Genomic DNA, 14,847 nt, shown 5'->3' on the forward strand with positions numbered 1-14,847 from the left:
CCACAGGGTAACAACGACCACCCAACTTCACTCAATGGTAAATTAGAACAAGTCGAAATCCAACCTGATAATCAGGGAAAAGTTATTCACAACTTAGAAAAAATTATCACAGAATTTAGCCAGCAACAACGAGATATTATCCACGTTCATGAACAATCTTTACACAATCAAACAGAATACACAAAGACATTTTCTCAATTAATGCAGCAACAGTATTTATTATTGGGAAATAATCAAACTACAGAACATCAATCCCAAACTCAACAACTAGCAATTTCCAACTCTGAACAGAACATGATGCGGTTTCATGATCATCAAGGTGATACCCTCCGCATTCATGAACAATATCTCAAATATCAACATGAATATACCCAAAATTACTTTCAACTTCTGCAAAAACATTTGCATTTACTGACCTCAGAAAATAAAGTCATCAACTTTGTAAATCATCCTCAAATTCAACAAGACTTAGAAAATGATCAAAAACCAGACTTACTGAATCAGAATATTTCCGAACCTCTTCCTCTCTACGCCTCTGCGCCTCTGCGTGAAGAAAAAACCTTTGTAAATCATCCTCAAATTCAACAAGACTTAGAAAATGATCAAAAACCAGACTTACTGAATCAGAATATTTCTGAACCTCTTCCTCTCTGCGCCTCTGCGCCTCTGCGTGAAGAAAAAACCATCCCAAATATAGATAAAGCTACCCTTAGTCAAACTCTACTAAACGTTGTCAGTGATAAAACAGGCTACCCAGTAGAAATGTTAGAACTGTCAATGGATATGGAAGCAGATTTGGGAATAGATTCTATTAAACGGGTAGAAATTTTAGGAGGTTTATTAGAAATATATCCCGATTTACCTAAACCCAACCCTGAAGAATTAGGACAATTAAGAACCTTGGAACAAATTGCTGAATATATGCAAACTTTAGTTCCAGATATCTTAAATCAACAAGTAGAAATATCAACAGCAATTATTAGCAAAGAGGTATTAGTAGAAGTTCCCCAACCAGAATTAATTCCAGCCACACCCGTAGTTGAAGAACAGCAACAAGAAGCAGAAATTTTCCAAGATTTAAGCGATATTCTGCTAACAGTTGTCAGTGACAAAACAGGTTATCCTGTGGAAATGCTAGAACTGTCAATGGATATGGAAGCAGATTTGGGAATTGATTCTATCAAACGAGTAGAAATTTTAGGAGGTTTATTAGAACTATATCCCGATTTACCTAAACCCAACCCCGAAGAAATTGGAGAATTGAGAACTTTAGGCGAAATTGCCACTTATATGCAGCAACAAGCCCAGAGAATTCCTAATTTATTGACTGAAGAAATAGTAGAAGATATCACAATCACATCTGTACCAAATATCCGCCGCAGTATTGCTAAATTACAGCAACTTCCCACACCAGATAGTTTAGAATTTTCTCTTTCTGAAAATCACATTACATTAATCACTGATGATGGTTCTTCCACCACAGAGAAATTAGCAGAAAGTTTGATAGCGAAAGGTTGGAAAACTGTAGTTTTAAGTTTCCCCGGTGTCGAGTCAAATGTTAATGCAGGTATCAATAGAGTAGTTTTAACGGATTGGAATGAAGACAGTTTACAACAACAGTTAAAACAGATTGCTGATAATTATGGGACTGTAGCTGCATTTATTCACCTTCACCCAGCAACATCATTAGACATAGATAAATCTATTCTGCGTCATGTCTTCTTAATCGCTAAATATCTGAAAGAACCACTCAACGCAGCCGCCAAATTTGGACGCAGTTGTTTTATTAGCGTTGCGCGTTTAGATGGTGAATTTGGATTAGGAGAAAGCCATAATTTTAGTGCAATTTCTGGAGGATTATTCGGACTTAGCAAGAGTATTAATCAAGAATGGGAAAATGTATTTTGTCGTTCCCTTGACTTAAATCCAGACTTAGATTCAGAAACATCTGTAAAAAATATCCTCGCAGAAATTTATGATGCAAACTTGTTAATTCAAGAAGTAGGATATAGCAACAAAGGTAGAGTTACTTTAATTGCAGATTTTAGCCCATTACCAACTACCAATTCTGCAAGAGAAATTACTAAAGATCAAGTATTTCTCGTGAGTGGTGGTGCAAAAGGAATCACAGCCCAATGTGTCATAAAAATCGCCCAACAATATCAATGTAAATTTATTCTTTTAGGGCGTTCCACCACAGAAGTTGAACCAGTTTGGGCAGAAAATTGTGAAAATGAAGCAGAATTAAAACAGCGAATTTTAGAAAATTTTCAAGCCCAAGGGGAAAAACCAACACCGATAATGGTACAGAAAAAGTATCAAAGTATTTCCTCACAGCGAGAAATTCAAAATACTCTGAAAGCTATTGTAGAAGCTGGAGGGGAAGCAGAATATCTGAGTGTAGATATTACTGACACAGTATTACTAGAATCAAAACTTGCAGATGTAATTGAACGTTTTGGGGCGATAACAGGTATAATTCATGGTGCAGGAAACTTAGCTGATAAGCGCATTGAAAAGAAATCAATTCAAGATTTTGAAAATGTTTATGCAGCTAAAGTTAAAGGTTTAGAAAATCTCCTGCGGTGTGTACCAGCAAGTCAATTGCAATATTTAGTTTTGTTTTCTTCCGTAGTGGGATTTTATGGAAATGCAGGACAATCAGATTATGCCATAGCCAATGAAATTCTCAACAAATCAGCCCATCTAATTAAACATAATTACCCTAACTGTCATGTTATGGCTATTAACTGGGGACCTTGGGAAAGTGGCATGGTATCATCAGAATTAAAGAAAGCTTTTGCAGCCAGAGGAATTGAAGTTATTCCCGTAGAAACAGGAACACAAATATTAGTTGATGAACTAACAACGGCTAATCAAGGCACAGTTCAATTAGTGATTGGTAGTCCATTAATTTATGTTCCTGCAACTTTATCAAATGATTTAAAGACCTATCGGATTAAACGCCGATTAACATTAACAGAAAACCCATTTTTACAGGATCATGTTATCGCCGGTCGTCCCGTACTTCCTGCTACCTGTGGGTTATTATGGATGACTAATGCTTGTGAACAACTCTATCCTGGATTTACAGCCTTCAGTTCTCCCAATTTCAAAGTTTTAAAAGGCATAGTTTTTGGTGAGGACTCCGCAAGTGAATATATTTTAGAACTTCAAGAACTTGCGAAACATGAAAATCAGGAAATAGAATTTGCTGCTAAAATTAGTAGTCAGACACCAGACGGGAAAATTCGCTATCATTTCAGCACAAATCTAATTCTCAAAAGAGAAATTCCCACACCTCCAAGTTATGTAAACTTGAACTTTAATCAGGATGAAAATTTTCTCAAAACTAATCAAGAATTATACCAAGTAAATGCTTCTAGCCTATTTCATGGATTCACATTTCAAGGCGTAAAATCAGTTTTAAATACCAGTCCTAGTCAGATAACCATTGAATGCTGTTTACCAGAACCAACTACACAGCAACAGGGACAATTTCCGGTGCAAACATTCAATCCTTATATAGCAGATGTCCAGATTCATTCTCTCTGGATTTGGACACAACACTTTCATCAAGTTGGATGTTTACCATCAGAAATAAAGCATTTTGAACAGTTTGCAAAAGTCCCTTTTGGTGAAACATTTTATGTTACTTGTGAAGTCCAATCAAAAACAGAATCATCAGTAGTTACAGATGTGATTACCTATAACCGTCAAGGACAAGTTTATAATCGCATGATTGGTGCTAAAGGAACAATTCTACCTCGACAAATAGCCAAAGATTAGATTTTTTCACGCAGAGGCGCAGAGGCGCAGAGAGGATTTAAGGGTGTATTTATCTAGGAATCTTTTTCTGTGTCCTCTATTTCAGTTAGTTTGTAAAAACCGGAGAATAATAATGAAATCAATTGCACAAAATCAAAAATTAGCAATTGTCGGTATGGATTGTTTTGTTAGTAATTCACCAACATTAAATAAATTTGAACGTCTGATTTATGAAAGCAAGCAAAATTTAGTTACATCTGAAAATTATCAGCAAACTCCATTAAGTCGAGAATTAATCAATTCTGCTCTGGAAGATGCTAAAATTCAACCAGAAACGAAGATAGCTTTAATTATCATTTCTCCTACAGAAAATTCTGCTAAATTAGCTAACTATATCTCTGCTGAATTAGCATTTTTTGCCGAGGAAAATTCGCTTTTATCGGCTTTGGATGTCAGTCAAAAATTATTAACTACCCAGCAAGTTGAAGCTGTTTTAATTGTCGGCATAGACAAGAGTTACCCGATAGAAATTAATGAAGGTGTATATACTTTTAGTTATGACGAAAAAGCTGAAAATGCAATTAAAACAGCAGGTGCAGCCGCAGTAGTGTTACAACTGCATGAAACAGCCAAGCAACAAAATCATTGCATCTATGCAATCATGGATGGTTTCAGTGTGGTCAAACATTCTCCCAATCACCCGGAAACCATTACTCAAGCTTGTCAGAATGCGTTTCAAATAGCAGATGTTCAAGCCGCAGATATTGGTTATTTAGAAGTGGTTGCTAGAGGGACTGCCAACGCAGATATAGCAGAAATTCAAGGTTTAATATCAGCCTATCATACAGGGGGAGAAAATCTGAGTTGTGGACTGGGTAGCGTTAAAGCAAATATTGGTAACACACAAGCCTCATCTGGTATATTTAGCCTCATCAAAACCGCACTTTGCCTATATCATCGTTATATTCCTGGTGTTCCCCAATGGTCTAATCCTAAACAGCCAGAAATTTGGCGCGGAAGTCCCTTTTATGTAGCGGTAGAATCAAAACCTTGGTTTTTAGAACCTGGTGCGACTAAAAGAGTGGCTGCGGTAAATATGATGGAAGAAAATAATATTTATGGACATTTAATTTTGTCAGAAGAAATCAGCCAAGTAGAACGCAGTAGTCAATATTTAGCAGAAATGCCTTATTATTTATTTCCTATTGCGGCTGATGATCGTTCTTCTTTATTAACACAAATTACCGCACTTCAACAAAGTCTCACAAATGGTTCTTCCATATCTCAACTTGCTAATGATTATTTTCAAAAATATCAGCAATATAAACAATCAACTTACGCCTTAGCAATTCTCTCACGACATCCAGAAGAATTAAAACGAGAAATTGAAAGGGCAATTCAGGGAGTAAAAATTGCTTTTGCTACTGGGAAAGACTGGCAAACTCCTCTTGGTAGTTATTTTACGGTTAATCCCCAAGGGAAAAAAGGTCATGTCGCCTTTGTTTATCCTGGTTCTTTTACTTCCTATATAGGACTAGGAAGAAATATTTTTCGTCTTTTTCCTCAACTACATAATGATATTGTCATCAAAAGTGTTTATAATCGAGTCGCCAATATTGAAAAAATTCTCTATCCTCGAAGCATCAATAAATTATTAAGAAGACAACTAGAAAGCATAGAACAAACATTAATAGATGATCCCGTTTCTATGCTGGAATCAGAAGTTGGTATCGCCGGATTAATGACAGCAATTCTGAAAAACTATTTCCAAATTCAATCCCCATACAGCTTTGGCTATAGTCTTGGTGAAACCAGTATGATGTTAGCCCAAGGTGTCTGGACTAGCTTTAAAAGTACGAGCGATTATTTGAACTCATCTCCTTTATTTAAAACTCGGCTATCTGGTCCTAAAAACGCAGTTCGTCAACATTGGGGATTACCCTTAATTCATGAAGGTAAAAGGGAAGAATTTTGGAGTAACTACATTTTGATATGTTCCTCTTCCCTGGTGCAAGAGGTTCTAAAAAATGAAAATCGGGTTTATACTGTTTTAATCAATACACCTGAAGAAGTCATTATTGCTGGTGAAACTAAAGCTTGTGAAAGAGTTATTCAAACTTTAAAATGTGACGCTTTTCCCACATCAATTAATCATGTAATTCATTGTGAACCAATGCACTCTGAATATGATGAATTAGTAAAGGTCAATACCTTACCTATCCAAACCAATTCAAAAACAATTTTCTATTCTGCGGCAGAATACGCACCCATGAAAATTGATAGTCATTTAATAGGCAAAAATATTGCTAAAGCCCTTTGTCACCAACTTGATTTTCCTCGCTTAGTTAATCGTGCCTACAATGATAATGTCAGAATCTTTATTGAAGTTGGTGTTGGTAGTAACTGTAGTCGTTGGATTAGCGAAATTCTCAAAGACAAAGGACATCTAGCTGTATCCCTAAATAGAAGAGGTGTAGATGATCATACCTCGATTATTAAAGCCTTAGCCAAACTATTTAGTCATAGAATTGAGTTGGATTTATCACCTTTATATTCTTTGCCTAATATCAAATTTGCAGAAGATACTTCTTTATTAGATTATGAACACAAAATGACACCTATCCCTAATTATCAAAGTTTAAATAAAAATCATGCCCGTATGGCTAAAGCACACAACTTTTTATTACAGTCCCGGCAAATATCACTCCAACAACTTAGTCTCTTTCTCCAACAGCAATTAGACTTGTACAAAAAAATGGTGATACAAGCCAAAAAAGAACAGTAAAAATGGCGTTGCTGATTAAGGGTATGAATTTTAGTCTCACGCAAAGGCGCAAAGACGCAAAGGTTTGAGTTTTAAAGATTCAATTTGGCAATTTCATACCTCGATTCAGCAACGCCAAAATTTAAAGGTATGCGAAGAAAAGTAAAATCACTCAAAACTCTCTTCCTGTTCCCAGTTAAGAGTTCCCTTGCCCCAACGACAATTTTTAACGCCCACCTACTTATTCACTACAAAAATCATGTTAAAACAACATCAACAACTCAAATTTTCCCCTTCCATGAATAACAATTATCAAGGATGGCAAGGCGATTTAAATACTGTGTCCTTTGATGCAAAAAATATTAAAAATAAACTGATGAATTTGGATTCCCCTTGTTATATTCTGAATAAAGAAGGACAAATTGGTATTAGCAATGAAGGCAGTCTATCATATAGTGCTAACGGTAAAACTCAAAAGCTAGAAATGCTTTTAACTGTTCCTCCAATCGGATTTCATCAATTAGGTGATCCAGCTTTTCTAGAGTTCTACAGCGTCAAATATGCCTATATGACTGGAGCAATGGCTCAAGGTATTGCATCCGAAGAAATGGTAATTACCTTGGGAAAAGCCAACATTTTAAGCTCCTTTGGTGCAGGAGGTTTATCTCCTACCCGGATAGAAGCAGCAATTCACAAAATTCAACAAGCTTTGCATAACAAATCTTATGCTTTTAACTTACTTCATAGTCCTAGTGAACCTGCTATCGAAAGGCGTTTAATTGATTTGTATTTACAGCATCAAGTCAGAATAATTGAAGCCTCTGCATTCTTAGATTTAAGTGATAATATCGTCTACTATCGGGCGGCTGGACTGAGTTTAAATTCAGCCAATGAAATCGAAATCAAAAACAAAATTATTGCTAAAGTTTCTCGTCGGGAAGTTGCTACTAAATTCCTCCAACCTGCACCCACAAAAATTTTAACTCAATTAGTTGAACAAGGGTTAATTACTGAATTGCAAGCTAATCTTGCCGCAAAAATTCCTATGGCTGATGATATTACCGTAGAAGCAGATTCAGGAGGACATACAGATAATCGTCCACTGGTTTGTTTATTACCTTCTATTTTAGAATTAAGGGACGAAATTCAAGGCAAATATGATTATGAAAAACCCGTAAGAATTGGTGTAGCTGGGGGAATTTCTACACCTCAATCAGCCCTAGCAGCTTTAATGATGGGTGCGGCTTATATTGCCACTGGTTCTATTAATCAATCTTGCGTTGAAGCTGGAACTTCAGAATATACAAAAAAGCTCCTAGCTGAAGCAGAAATGACTGATGTAATGATGGCACCTGCGGCTGATATGTTTGAAATGGGAGTCAAATTACAAGTTCTTAAACGGGGAACTCTCTTCCCCCTTCGCGCTCAAAAATTATGGGAATTATACAGAAACTATAATTCATTTGCAGAAATTCCCCCAGATGAAATAGAAAAGTTAGAAAAACAAATTCTGCGAAAAACAATTTCCGAAATTTGGCAAGAAACATCTACTTATTTATCTCAACGTAACCCAGAAAAATTAAGTAAAGCTGCCAATAATCCTAAACTAAAAATGGCGTTAATATTTCGCTGGTATTTAGGATTATCTTCCCGGTGGTCTAATACTGGAGAAAAGGGTCGAGAAATTGATTATCAAATTTGGTGTGGACCAGCAATGGGAAGTTTTAATAATTGGGTACGTGGTTCTTATTTAGCTGATATAAATAATCGCCGAGTAGTTAATGTGGCAGATGAAATCATGACAGGTGCAGCGTATTTGTATCGGATTCAAAACTTGAAAATTCAAGGCTTACAAATGCCAGAAGAATACAGTCAATATCATCCACAAAGTAGCTTGGGTTGAGGGACAGTGTTCGCGTAGCGTGCCGAAGGCATAACCCAACATTAGCGGTAGGATAGCAAGGGGTGTTGGGTTTCGTCCATTGGTGTCAACTTAAGCTCAAATCCCTACCACATCTCGTTCCTAGTCTCTGACTAGGAATGCAGTTGATGAGGCTCTGCCTCTAATATTATTGAAGGCAGAGCCTTCTAGAATTCATTCCCAGTCAGAGACTGGGAATGAGATGACTTGAGTTCTTTGCGGGATAGAGGTTTTACGTGAACGTACCTCAACCAAACCTAAGTAGGTGAACACAATAAAACCAAACTGTGTAAAGAAATGTAAAATCGCCCAAACCCTCTTCACTCTTGCCTCTTGCCTCTTGCCTTTTGCCTTGCCATAACGACAATTTTCAACGCTCACCTACTTACATTTTACCAAAGGTTGTGATAAATATGGCTATAAATAGAAAGTTAGGACAGCTAGAAGAAACAATGGAAATCCTGAATCAACGGGCTAAAACATGGAATGTAGTTACCATTAGCCGGATTCGAGGAAATATTCAAGAAACAGTTCTCAGACAGTCTTTAAATATTATTCAATATCGTCATCCTGCGCTTAATTCTCATATTATTAACTCTCGAAATTCTTACTATTATCAGTCTAAAGGTACAGGAAAACTTCCTTTGCAAGTTGTTAATATTAGAGAAAGTCAGGAATGGGAAGCGATCGTTAATGCAGAAATGAATCAGGTAATTGATAGTAGTAAATACCTGCTGCGAGTCGTACTTGTCAAGATATTAAATCAGCAAAATATTAATTATCTGATTACAACCACACATCATGCTATTACCGACGGTTTATCAAGTGTCCAACTTCACTCAGAAATTTTAACCTACTGTCAAAAGATTACCGAAGGTAAATCTCTTCCCATAGTTACTACTTTAGAACCACTTCCACCCATTGAAAAACTATTACCCACTTGGACAAATAGTTTCAAAAGCAAACTAGGTAGAGTTGCTTTATTATTAAATATTGCATTTCAAAAATATTGGAATCAACCAAAAGCATTAAGAGTAGAAAAATATGTTCCTATTTCTCAACGTCGTTGCGAAATCATTCATAGACAACTTAGTGAAGAATCAACACGGCAGTTTATTCAGCAATGCAGACAAGAAAATACTACAGTACAAAGTGCTTTATGTGCGGCACTAATGTTAACAGTCTCCAAACAACTGGCTAAAAACCATGAAGATAATATTCCAGTTAGTTGTTTATCATATCTTGATTTAAGAAGACGGTTACAACCAGAAATTAGTACAGAGAATATGACGGTTTTAGCAGCGTCTTTGATGAAATTTTATAGAATTACCAATAATACATCTTTTTGGGAATTAGCGCGAAAAGTCAAACATAATCTCAATAAAAAAATTCACCAAGGAGAAATTTTTCAAATGATATATCTAGCTAAATATTTGATAAATTTTTCTTTACTATTCCCTAATCAAGTATCTCCTACAGTCTCAGTTTCCAATCTTGGTAAAGTCAATATTCCCCATACTTATGGAGAATTAGAACTAGAGGAAATCAGTTTTGTTGGTTCTCATGCTTTATATGCAGGAATGTTTATTGTTCACGCTGCTACTTTTCAGGAAAAAATGACCCTAAATTTTGTCTTTTCTCAACCTTCACTTAATCAGCAAACTATGGAAAGACTTGTTGATCATTGCATTGATTCTATCATGAAAGTCTCATCGCGTTACTTAATACCAGTAGGTACATAAATGAATAACAATATCTCTAATTCTCTCTCAGAAAACCAAGATAACGCTACTAAAATACAAGCTTGGTTAGTTTCGGAAATTTCCTCTTTACTGGGAGTTAATCCAGAAGAAATAAATATTCGTGAACCTTTAGATAGTTACGGTTTAGACTCAGCACAAACCATAGTTATCGCTAGTAAAGCCGAAAAGTTTTTGGGATTCAAATTGTCACTTATCCACCTTTGGTATTATCCCACCATTGAAGAACTTTCTCTCAGATTATCTGAAGAATTAGAAAATTCTCAGTCAGAAATTATCCAGATATAACCTCTACAAATTCTGTTTAATTACTGACAAACCAGTTTTTCCTCCTTGATTATTGGGACACTTCGCTAGATTAGGGTAGCCTAATTAAGCCAGGTGTCCTCTTTTCTAAATTCCTATTTTTCAACACGGGAGATTTTGTGATGAACGCAGCGGAAATTTTAGCAAAACTCACTCAACAAGGTGTATTATTTTGGTCAGAAAATAGCAAACTGAATATTCGTTCTCCCAAGGGTGTAATTACTCCAGAAATACAAATAGAAATAGCTAAATATAAAGAAGATATTTTAGCATTAATTCAGGAAATGAATGTTACTAATGACTATGTTCATGAACCTTTAATGCAAGGTATTAGTTTACAAACTATTGGTAAATTAATTGGTGGTTTTTCTGGAGAGTCACCCACGGGATATCAAATTCCAGTTATTAATCCTCAGTTTATGGCTGAGAACTTAAAAGTGACTTTTAGACCTTTACCGGATTATTATGATAATCAAGTTATTGTCAGATTTCGCCAACAATTAATATTTTATCTCCAAAAGCATGGGGTCAAGGTAATTCCTTGGAAAGAAGCAACAACGGAATTGAAACATACCATTAAAATTCCCATTATTAACTGGCATAAATCTTTGAAAATGCAGAGTGTCAGAGCAGATATTGATGCTGTAATAGATGTAGAAAGACCAAATTCATGGTTAAGAAAATTAGGAATATTTGTCGCTGAAACTTGGTATAAGTTATCTTATACATGGCTGAAAGAAAAACAAAAAATGTCTGTTGTACAAATTGCTAAGTTAAGTAGTTGGGCTGAAGATCATGCTGCTAAATATGTTGAAGATCCAACAAATACACAAGTAATAATTTTAACTGATATAGATGATGAATTTGTTAGTCCAATTACACCCTATCCAGAAAAAATTCGCATTGGCATAAATACATTAGTTAAGACTTTTTCAGAAATTGTGATTGGTGTATCTCATGAAAAGTTTTCAATTCTGAATATGAATCTTTCTGATTCTAATTTTGCCCCCCATGAAGTGGAGAACTTTGCCTTAAAATCACTGATTCCCAAAGTATTTGTGCCGATTACTCCATTATTAATTAGTCGTTTTGAAATAGGAGAATATAATCCTCATTTATCAACCTATGCTGGAAAATTAATTAAATTAGGGCAAGATTTAGCATCTACAGGGTTATTTCCGGCTGGGTTTAAATTAGATGAAGTTGTTAAAAGAAAATCCCATAGAGATATTGTGAATGTCATTGTGAATGGTAGAACAGGAGTATCTTATGGTTTTGTGGCTTATGCTGAACCTCCTCATTATGTAGGTAAGCCAGAAATCACTATTGATGAATGGGATAATTTATTACCTGTAGCGGGATTTAGTAGTTATGAACTTCGCCAAAATGAACAAGGTAGACGTTATATAAAACTAAATATCAACGCCGAAAATAGATTTAAGCAAATACCTGATATTTGGCTAGTTAGTTCTCGTTCTGGGGCAAATAAGACAGATTTAAGCATTGATACTGATATTCTACGGATTGGTTTACAAGATAAATTACATCTGCAATTACCATTAGGAAGTAATGCACAAAAAGCAGATATTAAACCATCCTATGATATCTATGTGATGTTAGCCATTAGTTTGGCTGCGGCTTTATATACACCAGAATTAATTGCTAATGGTGCGCCAATTGTTCACTTTCATGGTTATCCTGATGTTGATTGGTTTCAAGAAAAGGAATATTGTGTGGGGATGAATAATCCTTCTGTACCTTGTGGAACTTATGAATCAGGGGTTTTCAACTTTTTAGGAATTGCTGATTTAGGTGATCAAATAATCAGTGATGTCAATTTAATTAGCTTAGTAGAACCAGATCATGGGACAAATTTTATTGCTAATGATTTGGAGTATTTAGTAAATAGGTTAAAGGCTGGGTGTGTGACTGGACAAATTGAATTAGGTGGGAAAAATTTCCCTTCTCTGAAAAATCGCTAACAAGATCCCCGACTTCTTCAAGAGGGTGTTTGAAAAGTCATGATTGCTGAGTTAAATATTTTACCCCTCCCTGTGAGGTTCTATTGGTATCTATCCTGGAACAACCTATAGCTAGAGGTATAAGGATTGATGTGCCTAGTGAAAGACCAAGCCACCCCAGCCTAGTACAACACCAAGCAAAGCTTCTAGAAGCTCTCTACGTCTAACCGCCATACCCACTTATCAAACACTTTCAGATTATGATCAAGAATCATTACTGTCAAAGTACCAATGGAAAGAGTCAAATTGATAGGGCTGTTAGTGAGCAGTCTAGGATGGTTAGGATTAGCCTGGTTAGCTATCAGTCCTGCCAGTGGGGAGTACCCAGAGTTGTTCTACTCTATCTACCCCGCTCCAGGAACTTATAGTGTCAAGGCTGAGGCTACAGGTTTCTGCGGCTCAAGCTGCGTGGCTTTACAATTCAGAGAAAAGATTATATGGGTTGATAGTCCTAAAAGAATAGTAAAGAAGCCTGGAACAGGTGTAGCAACACTAGCAGTTGATGGTTATAACCGACCAACACTTATAAGTTGGGAGCAATGAAGAACTTCCTACAACTGTTAGTGTTTGTACTATTAGCAGCCGCAGGGTTAGACTCCTATCGTTCTTTACCTATATCAGCAGCACCAGCTTCACCTTGGAGAAATGAATCTACTGGATTGTTTAAGGAAGCAGTAGTAACTAGGACAGGTCGTTTTAACGACACTATAATCCTTTCAACTGAAAGAGGGGAGATAGAAGTTCGGGCAGCGTTAGCTATTGGTAGTGAATGGATTGATGTAGTAGTGAACAAAGACCGGGAGTTAGAGCAAAATACCTTACATAAAGGTGTGCGGACTGCTTGCCGAGAGGCAATCCGCATAACCCAGTCTGGATCCCTAGTAATAGGCTATCAAGAGATTACCGATAGGTTCGGCAAGCCTAATGGAACTTATGAAACTGTGGAGTGTAAGAAATGATTGACCCTTATATCAACTAAGTAGAAATGGTATTAGGCTGCCAGAAAAAAGAATAGAGTAAGGAATTAGTACCACTTTCCCCACTATATGAATCTCACTTTAGCGATCGCACTGCTCCTGTTCTTATGGACAACGACTGCCTTAGCAAAATATTCCTTAACCAGTCCTTATATAGCAGGGGCGGCAACTCTCACAATCTCACATTACTTACAAGCCAGTCCACCTGTGAAAGTGATAGCAGTGGTACTGGCTTACTTATTGGTTTATCTACTCAATGAAGATGTAGACGTTAACCAATTACTAGCACGCGGGGAGGAGTCAGCAGTTGAGTTATCTGGTGCAGGGTGGATGAAAGTAGCAAGAGTGATAACGCTGGTCGCATTCCTCTGGCTTCCAATACCAAAACCACCAGGTTATTTAACTGGAGTAGTAGCCTTGCTAATAGTAGGCTCACTCATATACCTCAATAAAGATGTATGGCATAGAGGCACTTACCTCGGCTTCTTGACGCTCACTGCAATGAGTGTAGGAATAGCGGCGGTAGTGTTTTGGTTACTCAAGATGTTCTGGTTAGTAAACACGCCAATGCTTCCCCTACTAGCAGGGTTAGCAATACCTAATCTTATAGACCCGCAGTATCCCGGCAAGAGTCTAGCAGAAAGAGGGATAGACCAACCGCCTGGAGTGAGTTTGGTATTGTATGTGTTTGGTTTAGCCTGGATAACGCCGGGCTTATCACTCTCTGCGGCTACTAATGCTCTAATAGCTCCTGGAGTATATAGAGTATTAATAGCTAATCTCGTGAGTGTGGCTTTAGAAGCATGGAATCTGGGATTGATTATCAGAGGTGGAGGTAGTGCAAGCAAAACACCACTTGCTGATTTACTCCTCACTACTAACAAACTTACTCAATCACCAGCCTTAGATGGTCAAGGTTTAGGGTATGAAGCCTTAGTAGCTGTGTTTTTATTAGGAGTGCTACCAGCTATTGTGGTGTACTGGATGTCAACTGAAAGGATAGAACCAGACCCGACTGTAATCATCTTTATAATGATTATTCAAGCCTTCGCCTCTGCCGGGCTGATAGCAGTAGTTATCATTCCAGTGGGGCTAGGATTAGCATTATTACAAAGGTCATTAATGCCAGAAGCACCCGAAGTGCGATCGCTAGTGATAATGGCTCCAATGTGGTGATAAATAAACTAGACCATCTAAGATCGCTTATTTTATAAGAATATAGGCTAAAAACCCCGGAATTGATCCCTAAAAATCCCCAAAATTCTTAGGAGCAATCAATGTCTTTTCAGGCGGGGATGAAAGCTGTAAGAGGGGATTTATCCCCCAGTGA

9 protein-coding genes are annotated in these 14,847 nt (G+C 36.8%); all 9 read left to right on the forward strand.

The features are described from left to right. Nucleotides 1-3,789 (forward strand): SDR family NAD(P)-dependent oxidoreductase (locus tag FJR37_RS04340; protein WP_168465396.1); only part of this gene is annotated, 3,789 nt, incomplete at its 5' end. 112 nt (nucleotides 3,790-3,901) lie between these two features. Continuing rightward, nucleotides 3,902-6,553, forward strand: coding sequence for a PfaB family protein (locus tag FJR37_RS04345; RefSeq protein WP_168465397.1), 2,652 nt, complete (start codon nucleotides 3,902-3,904; stop codon nucleotides 6,551-6,553). 238 nt (nucleotides 6,554-6,791) lie between these two features. Then, nucleotides 6,792-8,435: a PfaD family polyunsaturated fatty acid/polyketide biosynthesis protein gene (locus FJR37_RS04350; protein WP_053537998.1), complete on the forward strand. Its 1,644-nt coding sequence runs from the start codon at nucleotides 6,792-6,794 to the stop codon at nucleotides 8,433-8,435. A gap of 431 nt (nucleotides 8,436-8,866) precedes the next feature. Further along, nucleotides 8,867-10,195, forward strand: a complete 1,329-nt coding sequence (locus tag FJR37_RS04355) for a condensation domain-containing protein (protein WP_168465398.1) — start codon at nucleotides 8,867-8,869, stop codon at nucleotides 10,193-10,195. Continuing rightward, on the forward strand, nucleotides 10,196-10,501 hold the full coding sequence (locus FJR37_RS04360; RefSeq protein ID WP_027402681.1) for an acyl carrier protein: 306 nt from the start codon (nucleotides 10,196-10,198) through the stop codon (nucleotides 10,499-10,501). 140 nt (nucleotides 10,502-10,641) lie between these two features. Then, the gene (locus FJR37_RS04365) at nucleotides 10,642-12,501 is read left to right on the forward strand and encodes a hypothetical protein (RefSeq protein WP_174763389.1); all 1,860 of its coding nucleotides are present in this window, start codon (nucleotides 10,642-10,644) and stop codon (nucleotides 12,499-12,501) included. Between the two features lie 270 nt (nucleotides 12,502-12,771). After that, nucleotides 12,772-13,083 carry a hypothetical protein gene (locus tag FJR37_RS04370; protein WP_168465399.1) on the forward strand — a complete coding sequence of 104 codons (312 nt, stop codon included), beginning with the start codon at nucleotides 12,772-12,774 and terminating at the stop codon, nucleotides 13,081-13,083. Next, nucleotides 13,080-13,499: a hypothetical protein gene (locus FJR37_RS04375; RefSeq protein ID WP_168465400.1), complete on the forward strand. Its 420-nt coding sequence runs from the start codon at nucleotides 13,080-13,082 to the stop codon at nucleotides 13,497-13,499. The genes FJR37_RS04370 and FJR37_RS04375 overlap by 4 nt, the downstream gene beginning before the upstream one ends. Nucleotides 13,500-13,586: 87 nt before the next feature. Beyond that, a complete protein-coding gene (locus FJR37_RS04380; RefSeq protein ID WP_168465401.1) occupies nucleotides 13,587-14,693 on the forward strand; it encodes a hypothetical protein in 1,107 nt (368 codons plus the stop codon). Nucleotides 14,694-14,847 lie beyond the last annotated feature (154 nt).

It is taken from the genome of Aphanizomenon sp. UHCC 0183, from assembly GCF_009712065.1.
Classification (GTDB): Bacteria; Cyanobacteriota; Cyanobacteriia; order Cyanobacteriales; family Nostocaceae; genus Dolichospermum; species Dolichospermum heterosporum.

Bases quoted from the DNA above. Each gene is read 5' to 3' on its own strand.
- FJR37_RS04345 (WP_168465397.1), top strand. From the start codon at position 3,902: ATGAAATCAATTGCACAAAATCAAAAATTAGCAATTGTCGGTATGGAT.
- FJR37_RS04350 (WP_053537998.1), top strand. From the start codon at position 6,792: ATGTTAAAACAACATCAACAACTCAAATTTTCCCCTTCCATGAATAAC.
- FJR37_RS04355 (WP_168465398.1), top strand. From the start codon at position 8,867: ATGGCTATAAATAGAAAGTTAGGACAGCTAGAAGAAACAATGGAAATC.
- FJR37_RS04360 (WP_027402681.1), top strand. From the start codon at position 10,196: ATGAATAACAATATCTCTAATTCTCTCTCAGAAAACCAAGATAACGCT.
- FJR37_RS04365 (WP_174763389.1), top strand. From the start codon at position 10,642: ATGAACGCAGCGGAAATTTTAGCAAAACTCACTCAACAAGGTGTATTA.
- FJR37_RS04370 (WP_168465399.1), top strand. From the start codon at position 12,772: ATGGAAAGAGTCAAATTGATAGGGCTGTTAGTGAGCAGTCTAGGATGG.
- FJR37_RS04375 (WP_168465400.1), top strand. From the start codon at position 13,080: ATGAAGAACTTCCTACAACTGTTAGTGTTTGTACTATTAGCAGCCGCA.
- FJR37_RS04380 (WP_168465401.1), top strand. From the start codon at position 13,587: ATGAATCTCACTTTAGCGATCGCACTGCTCCTGTTCTTATGGACAACG.